Annotated in this window: 20 protein-coding genes, 1 tRNA gene and 1 other RNA gene; 11 read left to right on the top strand and 11 right to left on the bottom strand. The window is 64.2% G+C overall.

The annotated features are described in order from the left end of the window. The first annotated feature begins 17 nt into the window (after window positions 1–17). The gene (locus tag CXY77_RS19110) at window positions 18–1,883 is read left to right on the top strand and encodes a bifunctional 3'-5' exonuclease/DNA polymerase (protein ID WP_233197523.1); all 1,866 of its coding nucleotides are present in this window, start codon (window positions 18–20) and stop codon (window positions 1,881–1,883) included. 139 nt (window positions 1,884–2,022) lie between these two features. Here the strand turns inward: CXY77_RS19110 and CXY77_RS20265 are convergent, their stop codons facing one another. Continuing rightward, the gene (locus CXY77_RS20265; RefSeq protein ID WP_158252895.1) at window positions 2,023–3,324 is read right to left on the bottom strand and encodes a hypothetical protein; all 1,302 of its coding nucleotides are present in this window, start codon (window positions 3,322–3,324) and stop codon (window positions 2,023–2,025) included. 527 nt (window positions 3,325–3,851) lie between these two features. Between CXY77_RS20265 and CXY77_RS19125 the strand changes: the two genes are divergently transcribed. Further along, the gene (locus CXY77_RS19125; RefSeq protein ID WP_104130736.1) at window positions 3,852–4,373 is read left to right on the top strand and encodes a DUF3145 domain-containing protein; all 522 of its coding nucleotides are present in this window, start codon (window positions 3,852–3,854) and stop codon (window positions 4,371–4,373) included. A gap of 182 nt (window positions 4,374–4,555) precedes the next feature. On the opposite strand, the gene CXY77_RS19130 is transcribed toward CXY77_RS19125, so the two are convergent. The 6 genes from CXY77_RS19130 to aceE all read right to left on the bottom strand — a co-directional run bounded on the left by CXY77_RS19130 (window position 4,556) and on the right by aceE (window position 12,217). Next, window positions 4,556–5,791: a beta-ketoacyl synthase gene (locus CXY77_RS19130; RefSeq protein ID WP_092342238.1), complete on the bottom strand. Its 1,236-nt coding sequence runs from the start codon at window positions 5,789–5,791 to the stop codon at window positions 4,556–4,558. 104 nt (window positions 5,792–5,895) lie between these two features. Then, window positions 5,896–6,144, bottom strand: a complete 249-nt coding sequence (locus CXY77_RS19135) for an acyl carrier protein (RefSeq protein ID WP_092108059.1) — start codon at window positions 6,142–6,144, stop codon at window positions 5,896–5,898. Window positions 6,145–6,203: 59 nt separating this feature from the next. Then, on the bottom strand, window positions 6,204–7,208 hold the full coding sequence (locus tag CXY77_RS19140; protein WP_092342236.1) for a beta-ketoacyl-ACP synthase III: 1,005 nt from the start codon (window positions 7,206–7,208) through the stop codon (window positions 6,204–6,206). A gap of 46 nt (window positions 7,209–7,254) precedes the next feature. Continuing rightward, window positions 7,255–8,175 carry an ACP S-malonyltransferase gene (locus tag CXY77_RS19145; RefSeq protein WP_104090253.1) on the bottom strand — a complete coding sequence of 307 codons (921 nt, stop codon included), beginning with the start codon at window positions 8,173–8,175 and terminating at the stop codon, window positions 7,255–7,257. Window positions 8,176–8,281: 106 nt separating this feature from the next. Then, window positions 8,282–9,484: a CdaR family transcriptional regulator gene (locus CXY77_RS19150; protein ID WP_092342232.1), complete on the bottom strand. Its 1,203-nt coding sequence runs from the start codon at window positions 9,482–9,484 to the stop codon at window positions 8,282–8,284. Window positions 9,485–9,490: 6 nt separating this feature from the next. After that, window positions 9,491–12,217: a pyruvate dehydrogenase (acetyl-transferring), homodimeric type gene (aceE, locus tag CXY77_RS19155; RefSeq protein WP_104130737.1), complete on the bottom strand. Its 2,727-nt coding sequence runs from the start codon at window positions 12,215–12,217 to the stop codon at window positions 9,491–9,493. A 274-nt stretch (window positions 12,218–12,491) separates the two neighbouring features. Between aceE and CXY77_RS19160 the strand changes: the two genes are divergently transcribed. The 8 genes from CXY77_RS19160 to rnpB all read left to right on the top strand — a co-directional run bounded on the left by CXY77_RS19160 (window position 12,492) and on the right by rnpB (window position 17,230). Beyond that, complete coding sequence (locus CXY77_RS19160) at window positions 12,492–12,962, top strand: peroxiredoxin (RefSeq protein WP_092342228.1); 471 nt, start codon at window positions 12,492–12,494, stop codon at window positions 12,960–12,962. A gap of 71 nt (window positions 12,963–13,033) precedes the next feature. Next, a tRNA-Val gene (locus tag CXY77_RS19165) sits at window positions 13,034–13,106 on the top strand. An 81-nt stretch (window positions 13,107–13,187) separates the two neighbouring features. After that, a complete protein-coding gene (locus tag CXY77_RS19170; protein ID WP_104130738.1) occupies window positions 13,188–13,889 on the top strand; it encodes a GAF and ANTAR domain-containing protein in 702 nt (233 codons plus the stop codon). Between the two features lie 9 nt (window positions 13,890–13,898). After that, on the top strand, window positions 13,899–14,612 hold the full coding sequence (locus CXY77_RS19175) for a GAF and ANTAR domain-containing protein (RefSeq protein ID WP_174774985.1): 714 nt from the start codon (window positions 13,899–13,901) through the stop codon (window positions 14,610–14,612). Between the two features lie 132 nt (window positions 14,613–14,744). Continuing rightward, a complete protein-coding gene (locus tag CXY77_RS19180; RefSeq protein WP_092342224.1) occupies window positions 14,745–15,080 on the top strand; it encodes a hypothetical protein in 336 nt (111 codons plus the stop codon). A gap of 81 nt (window positions 15,081–15,161) precedes the next feature. Next, entirely contained in the window at window positions 15,162–15,980 is an 819-nt protein-coding gene (locus CXY77_RS19185; protein ID WP_104130740.1) for a Nif3-like dinuclear metal center hexameric protein, read from the top strand. A gap of 73 nt (window positions 15,981–16,053) precedes the next feature. Further along, window positions 16,054–16,791: a zinc ribbon domain-containing protein gene (locus CXY77_RS19190; RefSeq protein WP_092342220.1), complete on the top strand. Its 738-nt coding sequence runs from the start codon at window positions 16,054–16,056 to the stop codon at window positions 16,789–16,791. A gap of 59 nt (window positions 16,792–16,850) precedes the next feature. Next, an RNA gene (gene rnpB / locus CXY77_RS19195) (RNase P RNA component class A) lies at window positions 16,851–17,230 on the top strand. A 25-nt stretch (window positions 17,231–17,255) separates the two neighbouring features. Here the strand turns inward: rnpB and CXY77_RS19200 are convergent. Genes CXY77_RS19200 through CXY77_RS20805 form a run of 3 tightly spaced genes read right to left on the bottom strand, consistent with a single transcriptional unit; the run spans window position 17,256 to window position 18,473 of the window. Then, a complete protein-coding gene (locus tag CXY77_RS19200) occupies window positions 17,256–17,825 on the bottom strand; it encodes a hypothetical protein (RefSeq protein ID WP_140425587.1) in 570 nt (189 codons plus the stop codon). Further along, window positions 17,810–18,058 (bottom strand): hypothetical protein, encoded by a 249-nt coding sequence (locus CXY77_RS19205; protein ID WP_092342216.1) that lies wholly within the window; start codon window positions 18,056–18,058, stop codon window positions 17,810–17,812. The genes CXY77_RS19200 and CXY77_RS19205 overlap by 16 nt, the downstream gene beginning before the upstream one ends. After that, entirely contained in the window at window positions 18,006–18,473 is a 468-nt protein-coding gene (locus tag CXY77_RS20805; RefSeq protein WP_233197524.1) for a hypothetical protein, read from the bottom strand. Before CXY77_RS20805 ends, CXY77_RS19205 begins: the two co-directional genes overlap by 53 nt. On the opposite strand from CXY77_RS20805, the gene CXY77_RS20810 reads away from it, so the two are divergent. Next, the gene (locus CXY77_RS20810) at window positions 18,460–18,930 is read left to right on the top strand and encodes a tripartite tricarboxylate transporter permease (RefSeq protein WP_233197525.1); all 471 of its coding nucleotides are present in this window, start codon (window positions 18,460–18,462) and stop codon (window positions 18,928–18,930) included. The two genes, CXY77_RS20805 and CXY77_RS20810, sit on opposite strands and share 14 nt — an antisense overlap. A gap of 76 nt (window positions 18,931–19,006) precedes the next feature. On the opposite strand, the gene ppgK is transcribed toward CXY77_RS20810, so the two are convergent. Then, window positions 19,007–19,765 (bottom strand): polyphosphate--glucose phosphotransferase, encoded by a 759-nt coding sequence (gene ppgK, locus CXY77_RS19215; RefSeq protein WP_092342212.1) that lies wholly within the window; start codon window positions 19,763–19,765, stop codon window positions 19,007–19,009. Window positions 19,766–19,781 lie beyond the last annotated feature (16 nt).

Below are 19,781 nucleotides of genomic sequence, written 5' to 3' on the forward strand. Positions count from 1 at the left end.
CCGGGCAGAATAGACGAGTGTATGTTCTGGTGCGGCAAGCGAGCGGGGGCGACGTGCTCGTCGACCCGCTGGACGATGCCGGCTTCCCGCTCGAGACTGCCCGCCGACTCACCATGAGCGAGTTTCACTCGTTCGTGAAGTCCCGCGAGCCGACAACGCGCGTGCCAGCGGGGCAAAACGCCGCTGCGCCCCGCTGGGTCTGGGAAGACACCGCCCGAATCTATCCCGTTCTGCTCGCGGCCGGGATCCGTGTGGACCGTTGCCATGATCTCCGCCTCTGCCACGTGATCCTGAAGAATTCCGCCCTCACGATGACGAGCCCACTCGCGCTGGCCGCACCAGGTCGCTGGGATGTGGCGAGCTTGGGACCGATCGACGAGGCGGAACCTCGGGCGACGCTGTTCGACCTCGACGTCGACGGTGACGCGGCCGATGAATTTGACGCTGACGGCTCCGGTGGTGCCGCTGCCGATGACTCCGGCGCAGCGCGCGAGTTTCGACGCCAGCTCGACGCCGTGGCATCCGCTGGCGAACCGGGACGACTGCGGCTGCTGCTGGCGGCCGAATCCGCCGGTGCCCTCGTAGCCGCGGAGATGCGTTATGCCGGACTGCCCTGGCGCACCGACGTGCACGATGTGCTCCTCACCCGGGAACTGGGGCCGCGGGTCGCGCCCGGGGTACGGCCGGAGCGTCTGGAGCTGCTGGCCCAGCGCATCCGTTTCGAACTGGATGATCCGGACCTCAACCCTGACTCCCCGCAGGATTTGTTCAAGGCGCTGCAGCGAGTGGGCCTCAACGTCACGTCCACGCGCGGGTGGGAGCTGCAGAAGCTGGAGCATCCGGTCATCGAACCGTTGCTGCAGTATAAGAAACTGGCTCGGCTGCTCAGCGCCAACGGCTGGACCTGGATGGAATCCTGGGTCATCGACGGCCGATTCCACCCCGACTACGTACCCGGAGGTGTCGTGACCGGTCGCTGGGCCACCCGCGGTGGGGGAGCGCTGCAGTTGCCCAAACAGATTCGCGGTGCCGTGGTCGCCGACGACGGCTGGAAACTCGTCGTCGCCGATGCCGCCCAACTCGAGCCGCGAATCCTCGCGGCGCTCGCACAGGACACGAGCATGGCCACGGCCGGGCGCGGAACCGACCTGTATGCCGGAATTGTGTCGAGCGGCGTCGTCGAAACTCGAGACCACGCCAAGGTCGCCATGCTCGGCGCCATGTACGGCGCCACGACCGGGGAAAGCGGTCGACTGATGCCCCGCCTCGCCCGCGCCTATCCCCGGGCGATCGCTCTGACCGAGTCGGCCGCCCGCGCGGGAGAACGTGGTGAGGTCGTCACGACCAGACTTGGGCGATCGTCGCCGATCCCGGGACCGGGTTGGCACGAAGCCCAGGCGCAAGCCTATGATCCGGCGGCAACAGCGAGCGATGAGCGGCGCGCCCGCAGTCAGGCCCGCGACTGGGGACGCTTCACCCGCAACTTTATCGTGCAGGGCAGTGCCGCTGAATGGGCCCTGTGCTGGATGGCCGAGATCCGCCGCGAGCTCACGGCCTTGCCAGGCCCTGCACCCCGCGATCGCGCGGTAGCGGCCCGCTCCGAAGCGGATGCCGCCCCCGGCACAGCCCCCGAGTCCGGTTCTCTCGACGAGCGGTCGACGTCGCAGGCTCCGGGGGCCCGCCCGCCCTTCGACGCCGAACCGCATCTGGTGTTCTTTCTGCACGACGAAGTGATCGTGCACACGCCGGCGGAGCAGGCCGACGCTGTGGCTCAGATCATCGTCACGGCCGCCGAGACGGCGGGGCGGCTGCTCTTCGGCGACTTTCCGGTCGACTTCATGCTCACGGTGGCCACCGTAGACAACTACGCCCAGGCCAAGTAGCCGGTCAAAGTCGACCTGCGTGACGGGTGTGCGGTGCGGGTATGCGGGTCTGGGCGCGCAGAAAGGCGGGCCCCGCGCTGTGTGCGTGGGGCCCGCCTGGTGTTCCTGCAAGGGAATTCTGTGGGGGTTGGTCTGGTGGTTAGCCCTTTTTGATGACGACGGTGGTGTTGTCGGTGTAGTAGTTGCGTTGGAAGTCGATGATGGTGGTGGTTTTTGCGATCACGGCGCAGTTGGCGACCTTGGTGTCTCTGCCGAATTTGTTGTCTTTGATGATCGTTCCCTTGAGTGGGCCGTAGGCTTTTTCGGCGATGTTGACGGTGCAGGCGCCGTTGTTGGCGAAGTTGTCGGTGAAGCTGAAGTTGGAGACGACTCCGCGGTCCTGGGTGATTTGCACGGCGGCGCTGTGTGAGTCGGTGAGGCGGTTGCCGGTGACTGTGACGTTGTTACCGATCTGTACTTGGATGGAGTCGTCGTGGCTGGGTGATCCGCCCTGGTTTGGGTCGTTGAGGTAGTGCATGTGGTCGTGGATCCAGCTGTTCTGAATGAGCACGTTGCTGCCGGTGACGTGGATGCCGTCGATGACGTTGTGGATGTTCAGGCGGGTGGCGGTGAAGTTGTAGCCGTAGATGCCGTTGGCGTCGGGTGAGGCGACGGTGGGGAACAGTTCGGTGTCGGTGATCACGAGGTTGCTGTAGCCGCCGAGGTTGTTGATCAGGGCGCCGGGACCGTTCATGGTGCGGCCGCGGATGATGGAGTTTTTGATGGTGACGTTGGCGGCGCTGATTTTGATCAGGCCTCTCACGTCGAGGCCGTTCAGGACGGTGCCGGGGGTGGTGACGTTGATGTCCCCGTTGACGACCTTCAGGCTGGTGCCGGCGGGAACACCGGTGTTCGTCGCGGTCGGCGTGCCCGCCGTCGGCTGAGCCGAAGTCGGTGTGGGCGTCGGCGTCGGGGTAGGAGCCGGTGCCGGGGTGGGTGCCGGGGTGGGTGCGGGGACGGTTTTGGCGGTGTAGCCGACGATGGTCATGTCGACGGTGACGTTGGCGGTGGCGCTGGCGACGGTGAGGGTGCCGTCGGATTTGCTGGTGACGGGGACGGTGTAGGTGCGTTCGGGGCCGTCGCCGGTGGGGGCGGTGAAGTAGTAGCGCTGGGTGTTTTCCGGGCCGACGAGAACTTTGATGTCGGTGCGGGCGGCGGCGGTGGTGTCGAACATGACCTGCACGGAGGCGGCGTCGGCGGGGATGGTGCCGAGGTCGGTGGTGACCTTGCTGCCGGCGGGGACAGCGACGGAGGCGGTGGTGGTGGCGGCTTGGGCCGGCAGCACGGCGAGGCCGCTGAACGCGACGGCGAACGCGCCGGCGGCGGCGATCAGGGCCAGGCGGCGCGACGGGCGACCAGCGGGGCGAAGGGTGGAGCGTGAAGCGAAAGCAGTGTTGGACATGGGTCACATTTCGTCTAGTGCACGGATTCGGGGGGTGCGGGTGAGCGGCTGTGGAGGGGGCCGCGTCGTGTGAAATGAGTATTGCCCACTATGGGCATTGTCACAATCGAATACGGGTTTTTCTCAGGTTCACCCCCCGTTCCGGGGTAGACGAAAACCCGGAAACGGGCACAAAAAAGCGGCCGGACCTGCAATAACAGGGCCGACCGCATCCGTATAACGAATGTGGAGTCTGTGCACGATTCCCCGTACGCGCTGTCCCAATGCGGCCTCTGGTGGTCACAGATGTGCGTTCGCGGCCGACGAAGCCTCGCCTACACCGGGCCCCGGGAAGGCCCGTCAGGTGCTTGTCAATGCGCAGGTGGCTGGGGCATAATGGCGCTATCGGCTCGCTGCGCTCTGGCGGTCGAACAATTTCACATTCACCATCGTGCCCACAGCAGTGAGTTGAAAGTAGCTCAGCGTTGCAAGCGCGGTCGTTCCGAGGTCGTTGGGGAAGACGCACCTACTAGGAACGGAGAAACACGATGGATGCAACACCTAACCGTCGGACGCGGATTGCGCGGGGGGTGCTTTTTGTGCACTCCTCTCCGCGGGCCGTCTGCCCGCATGTCGAGTGGTCGGCTGGCCGTGCGCTCGGCGAGGCTGTCAACTTTGCCTGGTCAGAACAACCGGCTCTGCCCGGATCCCATCGGGCCGAATATTACTGGGAGGGATCCCCGGGTACCGGCGCGGCACTCGCATCCGCTCTGCGAGGGTGGGAGCAGTTGCGCTTTGAAGTCACCGAAGACGCCGGACCGGGTTCGGATGGCGGTCGCTGGCTGCACACGCCTGAGCTGGGAATCTTCCACGCACAGACCGACAGCGTGGGTAATGTCGTCGTGCCGGAAGATCGCATTCGATCGGCGATGGAGCGTGCCGGAGCCAACGCGATCGAATTGCACCGGGAGCTGCGCCTGGCCCTCGGGCAAACCTGGGACGACGAGCTTGAACCGTTCCGGCAGGCCAGCGATCTGAACGCCGTGGTGTGGCTGCACCAGGTCGGCTGATCAGACCGGTTCCCCAATGCGTGCGGTTCGCCCGTGATGGCGTGGCCTGTCGACCGGTGATACTCCCGGTGGCAATCCCACGAAGTCGACGTCTGTTCCCGTGAACACGGCCAGATTCGGCGAATCGCCTTACAGAAATGACCCCGTCCGAATCCGGACGGGGTCATTCTCATCTGCAGTACTTAGACGGAACGGAATGCCACGACCGCGTTGTGCCCGCCGAACCCGAAGGAGTTGCTCAGCGCGAGCAGGTCTCCGGCAGGGAGCGCCCGCGGAGTGGTCACCACGTCGAGTGGAATTTCCGGGTCCTGCGACGTGAGGTTGATCGTTGGCGGTGCGGTGCGCTCGGCGAGAGCCTTCACCGTGAAGAACGCCTCGAGGGCACCGGCACCTCCGAGCAGGTGGCCGGTTGATGCCTTCGTGGCCGACACCGGGATACCGTCGAGCAGGTTACCGAACACTCGCTTGAGAGCGTTGTACTCGGCGATGTCTCCGACCGGGGTACTCGTGGCGTGAGCGTTGATGTGGGATACCTCAGCGAGGGTCGCACCGGCATTTTGCACCGTCGACACCATGGCGCGGGCAGCCGCGGTTCCCTCAGGGTCAGGCGCGGTGACGTGGTACGCGTCGCTGTTGACGACGCCGCCGACGAGCTCAGCGTAGATGTGCGCTCCACGTGCCTTGGCGTGCTCTTCGGTCTCGATGACGAGGGCGGCAGCGCCCTCGCCGAGAACGAAACCATCGCGGGTCACATCGTACGGGCGGCTCGCGGTGGCCGGGTCGTCGTTGCGGGTCGACAGGGCGTGCATCGCCGCGAACGAGGCAATCGGCAGCGGGTGAATCGCGGCTTCGGAGCCGCCAGCAATAACGACATCGGCCAATCCGGCCTGCAGGCGGTTGTAGGCGTTGACCAGAGCTTCGGTGCTCGAGGCACAGGCGGAAACAACCGTGGTGATACCGGCACGGGCGTGCAGGTCCATGCCAATGGCCGCTCCCGGGCCGTTGGGCATGAGCATCGGCACGGTCATCGGCAGCACGCGGCGCGGGCCGCGTTCGCGCAGCGTGTCCCACGCGTCCAGCAGGGTCCACACGCCACCGATTCCGGTGGCCCAGTCCACGGCGAGGCGCTCAGGCTCGACCTCGGGAGTGCCGGCATCGGCCCAGGCTTCGCGCCCGGCGATCAGCGCGAACTGGCTGGACGGGTCGAGGCGTTTGACCTCAAAGCGCTGCAGCACATCTGCGGTCTTCACGCGCGCCTGTGCGGCAAAAGTTACGGGAATAGCTGTTTCAGCGACCCAGGCCTGCTCGAGGGTGGTGGTGCCCGATTCGCCGGCCAGAAGGGCCGCCCAGGTGTCGACCGCCGTGCCGCCCAACGGCGTAGTGGCACCGATACCGGTGATAACGATTTTCTTGGTCATAAGTCAACTCTCCATGGAACGACAAACGTGTGGGCCGGCGCGTTCCAGCACCAGCCCAGTGAACAGGTCGGCCGTTTGCCGGCCGACCTGGTTCAGGCTTGGGCCTAGTCCTGGGCCTTCACGATGAACTCGACGGCGTCGCCGACGGTCTTGAGGTTCTTGACCTCTTCGTCGGGGATCTTCACGTCGAACTTCTCTTCTGCGTTGACGACAATGGTCATCATCGAGATGGAGTCGATGTCCAAGTCGTCGGTGAACGACTTGCCCAGTTCAACCGTGTCGGTTGCGATTCCGGTCTCGTCGTTGATGAGCTCGGCCAGGCCGGTCAGAACTTCTTCGGTGGACAATGCCATGATATTTCTCCTTGAGGGGTGTCTCGGTTGACCGAGACCTAGTTTAGGGGGTGGGTAGGTTAGGGCAGCACAACGACTTGCGCACCGAACACGAGTCCGGCTCCGAAGCCGATCTGCAGTGCGAGTCCGCCGCTGAGCTCTGGGTGTTCCTCGAGCAGGCGGTGGGTGGCGAGAGGGATCGAAGCCGAGGAGGTGTTACCGGTCGTGGCGACATCGCGGGCGATGACCACGGACTCCGGCAGCTTGAGCTGCTTGGCGAACTCATCGATGATGCGCATGTTGGCCTGGTGCGGAATGAACGCCGCCAGGTCGGCGCTCTCGATCCCGGCGACTTCGAGGGCCTTCTTAGCCACCTTCGCCATGTCCCAGACGGCCCAACGGAAGACAGTCTGTCCTTCCTGACGCAGGGTGGGCCAGTCGGCTTCGCCGCGACGGTACTCCTGCAGGGTGTGATTCATGGTGATCGCGTCTGCTTTGGAGCCGTCCGAGCCCCACACTGTGGTAGAGATTCCGGGGTAGTCGCTCGGGCCGATGACGATGGCGCCGGCGCCGTCGCCGAGGAGGAAGGAGATGCTGCGGTCGGTCGGGTCGACGAGGTCTGAGAGCTTCTCTGCGCCGATGACGAGCGCGTAGTGTGCAGCCCCCGTGCGAATCAGGGCGTCGGCCTGGGCTACGGCATAGGCGTAGCCGGCGCAGGCCGCGTTGATGTCGTAGGCGGCGGCCGGATTGGTGCCGACGCGGTCGGCCACGACAGCGGCGATCGATGGGGTCTGGCGGCTGTTGCTGATGGTGGCGACGATAACGGCGTCGATCAGGGCCGGGTCGACGCCGCTCTTCTCGATGGCCTCGCGGGCGGCATCCGTTGCGAGATCGACGGCGCTGATGTCCTGGCTGGCCCGGGCACGTGTGATGATTCCGGTGCGCTGCTGAATCCATTCGTCCGAGGAATCGATGGCTTCAACGAGGTCGTCGTTGGGTACGAGGTTTTCACCGCGGGCAGCGCCCACGGACAGAATGCGGGTGTACTGCGGTCCGTGGGACTGCTGGAGTGTGGGCTTTGGCATTGTCTCTTTCGTCACATTCTCTCGTGCTTCAGTACTGCTGGCACAGTTAGGACTGCTGGTCGATCATGGCCCAGGCGGCGGGCAGGTCGTCCGGGGTCTTGATGGCGACGCTGGGGACGCCTTTCAGGGCTCGTTTCGCGAGCCCCACGAGGGCGCCGGCGGGCGCCACCTCGATGATTCCGGTGACTCCCGCTTGAGCGAAAGCCTCCATGCACCTGTCCCACCGTACCGGCGACGACACCTGACCGACGAGCAGATCCACAAAATGGATGCCGTCGCTCATTTGGCTGCCGTCGCGGTTGGTCCAGATCGGGAGCGTCGGATCGGCGGGGCTGAGCGAGTCGGCGACCATGGTCATCCGTTCGACGGCTGGCTTCATATACCGGGTGTGGAATGCACCGGCGACCTGCAGCGGGATGACTCGGGCCCGGTGTGGGGGAGTCGCGGCGAGGTCCGCGAGGGCATTGAGGGCCCCGGCGACGACGATCTGCCCGCTCCCGTTGAAGTTGGCCGGTTCGAGACCCAGTTCAGCGACCCGCGCGAGCAGTTCGCTCTCATCGGCCCCGATTACGGCACTCATACCGGTGGCCTCCAGCGCGGAAGCCGCCTGCATGGCGAGGCCCCGTTCGCGCACGAAGCGCACGGCCTCGCCGTTGGTCAGGATGCCAGCGCCAGCGGCCGCGGTCAGCTCGCCGACCGAGTGCCCAGCGATACCGGCAATGCGGTCGCGGCGTCCATCGGTCAGCAGGGCTTCGAGGGTGAGGATGCCGGCAGCGACGATCAGAGGCTGGGCGATCGCCGTGTCGCGAATGGTGTCGGCGTCACTGACCGTGCCGTGGGCGACGAGGTCGAGCCCGACCTCGTCGGAAATTTGGCGGAGGCCCGCGTCGAAGGCGGGCAGAGCCAGCCAGGGTTCAAGGAATCCGGGAGTTTGGGAGCCCTGACCCGGGCAGACGACAACGATCACTTAGTTAGTCTTCCAATCTGGTGACGTAAATGAATGTGTAGATCGCACTAAGTATCCAAGAAAGCTTTGTCGACAGTAGTACATTCGCCGGTTTCCCCGGGCTGGATCAGCGGCGTCGGCTGGATCCGTCGTGGTCGCTGATCGAGCCGATGATCAGCGCGGACTGCAGAATGAGTGCCTCGCGGGCTCCCGTGGCGTCGTAGCCGATGACCTCGGACACGCGTTTCAGGCGATACCGAACGGTGTTCGGGTGCACGAAGAGTTCGCGAGCGGTCGCCTCCAGCGAGCGGCCATTGTCGAGATAGCACCAGAGCGTGGTGAGCAGCTCGGTGGAGTGGGCCTGCAGTGGCCGATAGATGCGATGGATGAGCGTGGCCCGGGCGAGCGGATCGCCAGCGAGGGCACGTTCGGGGAGCAGATCGTCGGCCTGCACCGGGCGAGGCGCATTGCGCCAGGAGCGAGCGACCGCGAAACCGGCCAGCGCGGCCTTCGCGCTTTTCGACGCGTCCACGAGGTTGGGGACCTCGTGGCCGAGCACCAGGTGGCCGGGGCCGAAGATCGGCTCGAGCTGCATGGCGATTTCCATGAAGGTGAGGGCAGCGGCCGTACCGACGTCCTCGCTGTCGACCGGCGCCGGACGGGCCCGACCGATCACGAGCACGAGGCGGTTGCCCTGAACTCCGATCAAAACGTCAGCAGCCATGTGCCGGGCGGCCCGTCGCAGCTGGTCGACGTCGAGCATTTGCGGCGTCGTGCCGACCAAAACGCAGACCTCGCCGTGGCCGTGCCAGCCGAGGGCCGCGATGCGACTGGGGAGTTCGTCGTCATATTCCCCGCTGAGAATAGAGTCGACGACGAGCGCTTCGAGTCGTGCGTCCCAGAGCCCGCGTGCCTCGGCGGCGCGAGCGTAGACATCCGCTGCCCCAAAAGCGATCTCCCGGGAGTAGAGCAGAATGGCCTCGCGCAGGGCCTCCCCACCGTCCTTGACCCGTTCCTCGACGACTTCAACCGTTACGCGAATGAGCTGCAGCGTCTGCTGCAGGCTCACCGAGCGCAGCAGTTCGCGGGGGGCGGCGCCGAAGACGTCAGCGGCGATCCACGGCGTTGACCGGGGGTCGTCGAACCACGAGATGAAACTCGTGATTCCGGCCTGGGCGACGAGGCCGACCGCCGACCGCCGTCCTGGTGGCATATCGCCATACCAGGACAGCGTGTCCTCGAGCCGCTTGAGCGTCTGGGTGGACAGCTCGCCGGAGATGGTGCGCAGCCAGTTGAGAGTCTGCTCTTTCGTCTTGGGCGCCGGTGCCACGGTTTCTTAGCTCTCGCCCCCGGCAGAGCCGGTGGTGCCCGCGTTCACATCGTGCAGGCGATACTTGGCAATCGCCTGGCCGGCGAGGCTCCGGTCAACTTCACCGCGACGGGCGAGCAGCTCCAGGGTGCGCACGACCATGGACGGACCGTCGATCTTGAAGAATCGACGTGCCGCCGGACGGGTGTCCGAGAAGCCGAAGCTGTCGGCGCCGAGCGTTGCAAAGTCGCTCGGAACGAACTGCCGAATCTGATCCGGAACGGCGTGCATGAAGTCGGACACGGCCACGAACGGACCGGCTGCTCCCTCGAGCTTCGCCGTGACATACGGAACGCGCGGCTCGTCGTCGGGGTTGAGGAAGTTGTGTTCCTCGGCGGCAAGACCATCGCGGCGAAGCTCGGTCCAGGACGTGACCGACCAAACATCGGCCGACACACCCCAGTCGTCGGCGAGCAGCTTTTGCGCCTCAAGCGCCCACGGCACGGCGACGCCGGAGGCCAGCAGCTGAGCCTTCGGACCACTCACAGCGGATGCGCTCACCCGGTGGATACCGTGCAGGATTCCGTCCACGTCGACATCGTCGGGCTCGGCCGGCTGAACGGCCGGCTCGTTGTAGACCGTGATGTAGTACATGACGTTCGGGTCGGTGTGGGTTCCGCCGTACATGCGATCGAGTCCGGCGCGCACGATGTGGCCAATCTCGTAACCGTACGCAGGGTCGTAGGAGACCACGGCCGGGTTGGTCGACGCCAGCAGCGGCGAGTGACCATCGGCGTGCTGCAGCCCCTCACCGGTCAGCGTGGTGCGACCGGCCGTGGCTCCAATGATGAACCCGCGGGCCATCATGTCGCCGGCCGCCCAGAGGGCGTCGCCGGTGCGCTGGAATCCGAACATGGAGTAGAAGACGTAGACCGGAATGAGCGGTTCACCCTGGGTGGCATACGAGGTACCCACGTTGGTGAACGCCGCGGCAGCCCCGGCTTCATTGATGCCCACGTGCAGAATCTGGCCCTGCGGACTCTCCTTATAGGAGAGCAGCTGGGCGTGGTCAACAGACGTGTAGTGCTGGCCGTTGGGGTTGTAGATCTTGGCGGTGGGGAAGAACGCGTCGATGCCGAAGGTGCGGGCCTCGTCGGGGATGATCGGAACGATACGGTTGCCGAAGTCCTTGGCCCGCACGAGCTCCTTGAGCAGCCGCACGAAGGACATCGTCGTGGCGATTTCCTGGGTTCCGGAACCCTTTTTGGCGACCTTGTACGTCTCGTCGCCAGGCAGATTGAGCGCGGTGTGCCGGGTGCGACGCTCCGGCAGGTAGCCGCCGAGCGCACGACGCCGCTCGTGCATGTACTCGATCGCTTCGTCCTTGTCGCCGGGGGAGTAGTACGGCGGCAGGTACGGGTTTTCCTCGAGCTGAGCATCCGTGATCGGCACGTGCATGCTGTCACGGAAGGACTTGAGGTTGTCGAGGGTCATTTTCTTCATCTGGTGGGTCGCGTTGCGGCCCTCGAAGCTCGGGCCGAGGCCGTAGCCCTTGATCGTCTTTGCCAGAATGACGGTGGGCTGTCCCTTGTGCTCCGATGCGGCCTTGAACGCGGCGTAGACCTTACGGTAGTCGTGGCCGCCGCGCTTGAGGTTCCAGACCTCGTCGTCGCTCAGGTGTTCGACCAGCTTGAGGGCGCGCGGGTCGCGGCCAAAGAAGTTCTCACGTACGTAGGCGCCGCTCTCGGCCTTGTAGGTCTGATAGTCGCCGTCGGGCGTGACGTTCATGAGGTTGATCAGGGCGCCGTCGACGTCGTTCTTGAGCAGGTTGTCCCACTCGCGGCCCCAGACCACCTTGATGACGTTCCAGCCGGCACCGCGGAAGAAGCTCTCCAGCTCCTGGATGATCTTGCCGTTACCGCGCACCGGGCCGTCGAGACGCTGCAGGTTGCAGTTGATCACGAAGTTGAGGTTGTCGAGGCCTTCGTTGGCTGCGACCTGCAGCTGGCCGCGGCTTTCCACCTCGTCCATTTCGCCGTCGCCGAGGAACGCCCAGACCTGCTGGTCGCTCGCGTCCTTGATGCCACGGTTGGTCACGTAGCGGTTGAGCTGCGCCTGGTAGATGGCGTTGATGGGGCCGAGCCCCATCGACACGGTCGGGAACTGCCAGAATTCCGGCATGAGGCGAGGGTGCGGGTAGGACGAGATGCCGTCGGGAGCGTGCGACTTCTCCTGGCGAAACCCGTCGAGCTGGTTCTCGGTCAGGCGGCCCTCGAGGAAGGCACGAGCATAGGTGCCGGGGGAGGCGTGTCCCTGGATGAAGATCTGGTCGCCACCGCCCGGGTGATCCTGGCCGCGGAAGAAGTGGTTGAACCCGACTTCATAGAGGGCAGCGGATGACGCATAGGTCGCGATGTGCCCGCCGACAGCGATGCCGGGGCGCTGAGCGCGGTGCACCAGAACGGCAGCGTTCCAGCGAATCCAGGCGCGGTAGCGGCGCTCGATGTCTTCGTCACCGGGAAAGTCGGGTTCGTTCTCCGTGGCGATGGTGTTGATGTAGTCCGTCGTCGGCACCATGGGAACGCCGAGGTGCAGCTCTTTCGAACGCTTCAACAGGCTGAGCATGATCTCGCGTCCGCGTTCGTGACCGTGTTCGGCAACGAGCGAATCGAGGGATTGCGACCACTCGGCCGTCTCCTCCGGATCGGAGTCGGCGTTGTTCGTAGAGTATGGGTCCTGGTCGTTGACCGTCACAGTCGACCTCTCCTTGGGGTTTATGCAGCGATGGTGCTTCGTGGGGGCATTCTTTCGCCACTACGAAGGCACGTGCCGTAAATGAGCAGGTTGGATTGCAACCAGCGGCACTACGTAAGCCTACAGATTTTTACTCGTCGTCCGCAGACGGAGGGTTCACCAGCCAAATTTCACGAGGACGGATCCACGCGGTCTGTGAATCCGCGCACATTGCGGGGCTAGAGTGTGTCACCGGCCAATCCGTGCGCGCAGGCGCACCAGGAAAGGAGCATTTATGGCTCTCGAAAACGACACCCAGGCACCCGACTTCAAACTGATCAACCAGTTCGGCGAAAGCGTTCAGCTCAGCCAGTACCGGGGAACGAAGTCGGTCGCGCTCGTCTTCTTTCCGCTGGCCTTCTCCGGAATCTGCAGCGGTGAGCTGTGTGAGTTGCGCGACAACCTCGCTCTGTTCGACGATGGCGGCGTTGAACTGATTGGCATTTCGGTCGACTCCCGACACGCCCTGCGGGCCTTTGGTGAGCAGGAGAAATATACCTTTGACCTGGTCGCGGATTTCTGGCCGCACGGCGCCGTCGCAAAGGAATATGGCGTCTTTCTCGAGGAGAAGGGCTTCGCCAATCGCGCGACTTTTCTGATCGACCCGAGCGGCATCATCCGTTCCAGTTTCATCACCGCACCGGGCGAGGCGCGGTCGATTGAGTCGTATCGGGCCGCGCTCGAGCAGTTGGCACCGGTTCTCTGAACCCGTCGGGTCGCCAATCGCGCAGCGACTCTGACCTATACTGAGAACGCCCGCGACAAACGTCGTCGCCGGGGCCTTTAGCTCAGTTGGTAGAGCGCCACGTTTACACCGTGGATGTCATCGGTTCGAGCCCGGTAGGGCCCACAGAGATTTCTCCCACAGCTTGTGATCGTGAGGTCGAATGACACGCACGATGCAGGTGCGTCCGGATTGGGTGCGTGCTCAGTGACTGATCGGCTGGCCTTCGGTGCCGCGGTGGAACAGCTGTCGCTCGCTCACGAGAGTCGCGCGAGCATCTGTGAGCCTTTTCTTCAGGTGCTGCCGGTCAACGCCGCAGCCGTCTGCACGCTCGTGAATCCATTTGGACGCGAAACAGTCTGCGCGAGCAATCCGATGGCCGCGCTCTTTGATGAGCTGCAATTGGACCTGGGTGAAGGGCCATCCTGGGACGCGCTGCACACTCGGCGCCCCTTGCTCGTTAATAATTTTCAGACGTCCACGGGCGCGACCTGGCCGACACTAATGAACGCCTCCAGGCACACCGGTGTGCATGCCGTCTACGCCTTTCCGCTGAGCTTGGGGTCGCTCGATATCGGTGCCGTTTCCCTGTTTTCGAACCATTCCGACGGGCTGTCTCCCGCACAGATTCTCGATGCGCAAGTGCTCGTGCACATTGCTTCCGTGCAGGTTTTACGTGGTTCCCTCGCGTCGCAAACACTTAAAACGAATCTGGAAGATAATGAAGGATATTCGAGGCGTGTCGTTCATCAAGCGACCGGAATGGTTCTGGCCCAGCTCAATCTTTCCGCCGCCGACGCGCTTCTGATAATTCATGGACATGCTTTTGCTCATGGACGAACTGTTCGGGAAGTCGCCGCTGATGTAGTGACACGACAGCTGGATTTTTCGTCGATTCCCGAGTCTTAGAACGGAAATATGGTGACAAAAACCCGGGAAGGTCAACTCCTTGAGACCTTCGTTACCCTGGCCGACACACTCGTCGCCGATTACGACGTTGTCGACCTCTTGCACACGCTGGTGGAGAAATGTGTCGCACTATTAGAAGCCTCGGCGGCGGGCATCATCCTCTCAGCTGGCGACGGTGAACTCGAAGTCATGGCGTCGACCAACGAACGCAGCCGCTTGGTGGAAATTTTGCAGTTGCGTGCCGGAAGCGGCCCCTGCGTCGAAAGCTTCACGACCGGGCTGGCCGTGGCTATTCCGGACATCGACAACACCGGTGACAAATGGCCCAAGTTTCGGCAGGGAGCTCTAGCTCAGGGATTCGCGTCGATGCATGCCGTACCGCTGCGCCTGCGCGCGACGACGATCGGTTCGCTCAACCTCTTCTGGGATCGCACCGGCGGGCTGAGCACTGCAGACACCAACACGGTGCAGGCCCTCGCTGACGTCGCGACCATCGGTATCCTGCAGGAACGGGCTATTCGGGAGAGCGATATTGTTCGCCAGCAACTCCAGCATGCTCTCAGCAGTCGGGTGCTGATCGAGCAGGCCAAGGGTGTGGTGGCCTATACCCACGGGGTGCACATGGGCGATGCGTTTGACAAGATTCGCGGATATGCCCGCAACAACGGCCTTCCCCTCGCGGACGTCGCCGAGCGGATCGTGAATCGCGCACTCACGCTGTAACACTGCGGTCCAGTGCGTTTATGCGAGATTGCCGAGTTTCCATCGTCGTGGGGGTAGACCGGGCATATACTGTTAGAGCGACCCCGGTCCCTGGAAGCACCTGCATTTTCCGTGAGCTTTCGAGGGGCGATCATGAAACGCATATTTCACCCGGGCGGTTCAGTAATAACCGGCAGCGATCTGGCTGATGCCGTACTCCTTTACGCCGAAGCACTGTGTAACCGCCGGCAGGTCGACGTCGTCGACATCCCGGTGATGGGAGATGATGGACACCTGCTGCGTGCCCAGTTCCTGATTGGTTCGGCCAGCCAGCTGGTCAGCGTGACGGCCGACAGTCCGTCGCCGGAGTTGGTTGAACCGGAGACCACCGATTTTCTGCACCGCAAAGCCCAAACCGGGGCCATGATTCCCGCGGCCTGGACCCGTGAGGAATCGGCCGTCGCCCAGTTCGACGACTTCGACTACTGACTTATCTTTCGCCGGACCGGAGCATTGGGTTGCACCGTGTCCGGCGAAGCCCCAGCGCCGGGCGCCCGGTAGGCTGAACGAGTGTCATTCTCGCTAGCCGACGTTATCCGCGTCGCTCATACCCTGTGGCCCCCGGGCGGTGCCGAGGCCTGGGACGCACCTGGCCTGGTCAGCGGAGATCCGAACCGGCCGATTCGCAGCATCCACTTGGCTGTCGATGCCGTCTCCGACACCGTCGACGAGGCCGTCGAGGCCGGCGCCGACCTGCTGCTGACGCATCATCCGTTGCTGCTGCGCGGTGTCACGAGCATTGCCGAAGACGGCTACAAGGGCGCCCTGCTCAGTCGCCTGATTCGCGCAGACTGCGCACTGCTCGCCGCGCACACCAACGCCGACGTCGTCGCTGACGGCGTGTCCGACGTGATCGCTACCCGGCTGGGACTGATCGACGCCCTACCCATCACCGACAGTGCCGCGCCCGGAACCGGCATCGGTCGCGTTGGACGCCTGGCCGAGCCAACAACCGTGGGGCACCTCGCGCACACCGTGCTGGCCTTGCTGCCTGCGACTGCGTCGGGCGTGCGCGTCGCGGGCGACTATTTGACACCGGTCACCACCGTCGCGTTGTGCGGCGGTGCAGGCGATTCATTGCTGCGCCACCCCAGAGTGCTGACAGCGGATGTCTACATCACCTCCGATCTGCGTCATCACCCCTCCTCCGAAGCGCGAGAGCAAGCGCTCTGCACGGGCGGCCCCGCGCTCATGGACGTGTCGCACTGGGCCAGTGAGTGGCTCTGGCTGGAACCGGCGGCCGAGCAGTTGCGAACAGCTCTTCCCGGGATCGTAGTCACCGTCAGCGAACTGAACACCGATCCGTGGTCCTTCGCCGTCGTGCACTGACTAGTGCACTAATCTCCGAGTCATCCCCATTTTTTCGTACCACATCTCATCAAAAGCGTTAGGTCAGGACATCGTGAAGGCATCACCACTCCAGCAGAAGGAACTTCTGCGGCTTCAGGCCCTGGACATCAAGGTTCTTCAGCTCAGCCACCAGTCAAAATCGCTCGTGCAGCACGCCGAACTGGCCGACCTCAATCGTGAAGCCGAGGCCAGCCGCATGAAACTGCTCGGTCGGTCGGGCGAGCTTGACGACGTGCGCACCGAACTGGGACGCATCGAGAGCGACGTCGAGGTCGTGGAGAAGCGAATCGCGCGCGACACCGACCGCCTGCAGCACACCTCGTCGATCAAGGACATCCAGGCTCTGGACTCCGAAGTCGCCTCGCTCAAGAAACGCCTGTTCGACCTCGAAGAGATCGAGATCGCTGTGCTGGAGCGCCAGGAAGAGCACGAGGCTGCCGTCGTCGTGGTGGAAAAGGAGCGTGACGCCATCGCCGAACGTGTGAGCGCGACCGAATCCGCGCGCGACGAGGTGTTGGTCGACCTCACCCGCCAACTCACCGAACTCACGCGCGACCGGGCCACCGTAGCGGCCACCATCCCCGACGACCTCGCGGCGCTGTACGAGCGTCTGCGCATCACCGGCCACGGCAACGCCGCGGCCCTGCTGCGCGCCCGAACCTGCAGTGGCTGCACCATGACCCTCACCGGCAGCGACCTCGCCGATGCCCGCCAGGCACCGGCCGACGAGGTCATTTTTTGCCCCGATTGTGGCGCAGTGCTGGTGCGCACCGAAGAGTCCGGAATCTAGTACCGATGGGGCGTGCGTTCGGCGGCAGCCCGCGCGCCCGGTAGACTCAATTTACGGAATGGGTCGGCAAGACGGTCGCGTCGTTCGTTAGATCTTCGGATCGAGCGGATGCCGAGGAACGTCCGGGCTCCATAGAGCAGGATGGTGGGTAACGCCCACCCGGGGCAACCCGCGAGACAGTGCCACAGAAAGTAGACCGCCACCAGCGCGAGTTGGTGGTAAGGGTGAAACGGTGGTGTAAGAGACCACCAGAGGCCAGGGTGACCTGGTCGGCTCGGTAAACCTCGTCCGGAGCAAGGTCAGACAGAAAGCGTTGAGGCGGCTCGCCGAGCTTTCGGGTAGACCGCTAGAGGGCTGCGGCAACGTAGTCACGAGATAGATGGCCGTCGACGGTGTGCGAACACCTGGACAGAACCCGGCGTACTAGCCGGCCCATTCCACTTCTTTGCTGGCCAGGCGGCCGATCAACCGGCCGCGGTCCAGTGGTAGAGCTTTTCCGGCCGCCCGGCCCGGCCACACTTCTGGGTGATGTCGGCGCGTTCGGCGGCGAGCAGATATTCGAGATACCGGCGGGCGCTGAGCCGGGCCAGGCCCAGATGCTGGGCCACATCGCTCGCCGAGATGCCCACCACGACGCGCTGGAGTGTTGCCACAACGGCATCGAGGGTCACCTCGGACAGCCCCTTGGAGAGCGACAACCCGGTGGAGCCAGCGGGAACGGTCGGTGCAGCTGCACCGGCGGCAAGGGCGGCGGGCGCGAGCGCGCCGGGTTGCAGCATCCGGTCGATGCGGGCCTGATCGAGCATCGATGGTGCGATCGCGGCGTGATCTCGGAGTTCCTGCCGGTGCTGAACGTACTGGTCGAGTCGCTCAAGCAGAACGGTCGAGGTGAATAGCTTGACCAGGTAATGCATGACGCCGCCGGCCATCGCGGCCCGCACGGTGTCGAGTTCCCGGGCCGCGGTGATAGCGATGATATCGACCGGGTCGGCTGGATTCTCGTGTGGACTGGCCGGACTCAAAGATTCGCACACGGTCCTTCTCCTTGATTCCCGGACCGTCGTCGGAGACGACGAAGGTAGTGCCGGTGCCTGTCGGTGCCGAGGCGCACCAGGATGGTACCGTCGGCGCAGATTGCTTCCATCGCGTTGTCGATGAGGTTGCCGAGCACAGTGACCGGATCGGTCGTGCCGTCGGGCGCGAGGATTGACCCTTCATCGATGACCAAACGGATGCCCTTCTCGGCCGCGATAGTGCTCTTGGCCATGAGCAGGCTCGCAACATCCGGGTGGGTGATGCCGGGGGAGAGCGCCGGGACACCACGGAACCGCCATGGCCGCACCGAGCACCTCCGTCGCCGGGCTCGCCACCGAGTCATCGTCGGCACCGAGCAGCCTCCGTGCCTCATCGTTGACCAGGGCGACTGCGCCGAGGACGTCAACCGCGACGACGCCTTCGCCGATGCCGTGCAGCATCGCATCGTGCGTCTCCAACAGGGAAGCGATCTCCTCAGGCTCCAACCGGTGGATCCGGCGCCACACCATGCGGGATATGACCATCGCCCCAGCCGTTCCCACTAGGGCAGCACCGACGAGCCAGATCACGAGTTCGGGCAGTACCTTGTGCAGGTCGGCGCGAAGGGCCTCCTCCAGAATGCCCACCGAAGCCATGCCGAAGATCATTGCCAGCCTGTACGTCGGCAACCTGATGCTGCTGATTCTGAACCTGCCGCTGGTCGGTATCTGGGTGAAGATTCTGCAGATCCCGCGCCCGTACCTGCACGCCGGAATTCTGGTGTTCGCCGGGCTCGGTGCATTCTCGCTCACCTTCACGCAGGTCGATGTGGTAATCCTGCTCGTGGATGGCGTGCCGGGCTTCTTCATGCGGCGCTACGGCTACCCGATCGCTCCCATGATGGTCGGGCTGATTCTCGGCCCGATCTTGGAAAACCAGCTGCGACACACGCTCGCGATCTCGCAGGGAGACCCGCCGGCGCTCATCGCGTCGCCGATCGCGGCCACCATCTATGTGTCGCTGATCGTGATCTTCGCTCTGTCGTACTGGATGAAGTGCCGCCAGCGGACCTCGGTATCCGAGACCGTGGCAGTAGACGAGGTCGCCGAACCGATGGCTCGGTAACGCTCGACTGACCTAACGACAGCAGGACCGACACCACTTACGTGGAGTCGGTCCTGCTGTCGTTAAGCTTCGAAAATCAGCCCGGGAAGCGCGCGGCGAGGGCGGCCGCGCCGAGGATACCGGCGTTGTTCCGATGCACAGCAGGGATGATGCGGGTCTTCAGATTGAGCAGGGGCAGAAAGTGCTCGTGGTGCTTGGAGACTCCTCCGCCGACGATGAACAGGTCGGGGGAGAAGAGCAGTTCGAGGGTCGAGTAATACTTCTGCAAGCGTGCGGCCCATTTGTCCCAGCTGAGGTCGTCACGTTCCTTGGCGGAGTATGCCGCACGGGTTTCATAGTCGTAGCCGTCGATCTGCAGATGGCCCAGCTCAGTGTTGGGCACGAGCACGCCGTCGTTCAGCAGCGCCGAACCGATCCCGGTACCGAGCGTGGTCAGCAGCACGACGCCGCCGACGTCTTTGGCCGCACCGAACTGTGATTCGGCGTAGCCTGCAGCATCCGCATCGTTAACGAAGTGAATCGGCAGGCCGAGACCCTTTTCGAACAGGGCTTCCGCGGCGAGCCCGATCCACTTCGACGATACGTTCGCGGCCGACATGGTGTGACCGTTCTTCACGACCGCGGGAAAGCACACGCCCACCGGGAGGTCTCCGACGTCCTTCGAGACGGTGGCGAGCAGGGTTCGGGTGGTCTCGACAATGTCCTGCGGCCGACCACCCTTGGGAGTGGGCAACTTCACGCGGTCAGAGAGGAGCGCGCCGGTGGCCAGATCGACTACCGCACCCTTGATTCCCGTGCCACCGATGTCGATGCCGATTGCGGTCTGTGCCGTCATGTGTTGATCCTCTATC

Origin of the sequence: Cryobacterium sp. N21 (assembly GCF_002929575.1) — a bacterium.
In the GTDB taxonomy this organism is placed as follows: domain Bacteria; phylum Actinomycetota; class Actinomycetes; order Actinomycetales; family Microbacteriaceae; genus Cryobacterium; species Cryobacterium flavum.

What these genes read in the sequence shown, in the direction of transcription:
- CXY77_RS20265 (WP_158252895.1), bottom strand. Translation starts at nt 3,324, where the DNA reads ATGTCCAACACTGCTTTCGCTTCACGCTCCACCCTTCGCCCCGCTGGT.
- CXY77_RS19125 (WP_104130736.1), top strand. Translation starts at nt 3,852, where the DNA reads ATGGATGCAACACCTAACCGTCGGACGCGGATTGCGCGGGGGGTGCTT.
- CXY77_RS19130 (WP_092342238.1), bottom strand. Translation starts at nt 5,791, where the DNA reads ATGACCAAGAAAATCGTTATCACCGGTATCGGTGCCACTACGCCGTTG.
- CXY77_RS19135 (WP_092108059.1), bottom strand. Translation starts at nt 6,144, where the DNA reads ATGGCATTGTCCACCGAAGAAGTTCTGACCGGCCTGGCCGAGCTCATC.
- CXY77_RS19140 (WP_092342236.1), bottom strand. Translation starts at nt 7,208, where the DNA reads ATGCCAAAGCCCACACTCCAGCAGTCCCACGGACCGCAGTACACCCGC.
- CXY77_RS19160 (WP_092342228.1), top strand. Translation starts at nt 12,492, where the DNA reads ATGGCTCTCGAAAACGACACCCAGGCACCCGACTTCAAACTGATCAAC.
- CXY77_RS19175 (WP_174774985.1), top strand. Translation starts at nt 13,899, where the DNA reads ATGGTGACAAAAACCCGGGAAGGTCAACTCCTTGAGACCTTCGTTACC.
- CXY77_RS19180 (WP_092342224.1), top strand. Translation starts at nt 14,745, where the DNA reads ATGAAACGCATATTTCACCCGGGCGGTTCAGTAATAACCGGCAGCGAT.
- CXY77_RS19205 (WP_092342216.1), bottom strand. Translation starts at nt 18,058, where the DNA reads ATGGCCAAGAGCACTATCGCGGCCGAGAAGGGCATCCGTTTGGTCATC.
- CXY77_RS20810 (WP_233197525.1), top strand. Translation starts at nt 18,460, where the DNA reads ATGCCGAAGATCATTGCCAGCCTGTACGTCGGCAACCTGATGCTGCTG.
- CXY77_RS20805 (WP_233197524.1), bottom strand. Translation starts at nt 18,473, where the DNA reads ATGATCTTCGGCATGGCTTCGGTGGGCATTCTGGAGGAGGCCCTTCGC.
- ppgK (WP_092342212.1), bottom strand. Translation starts at nt 19,765, where the DNA reads ATGACGGCACAGACCGCAATCGGCATCGACATCGGTGGCACGGGAATC.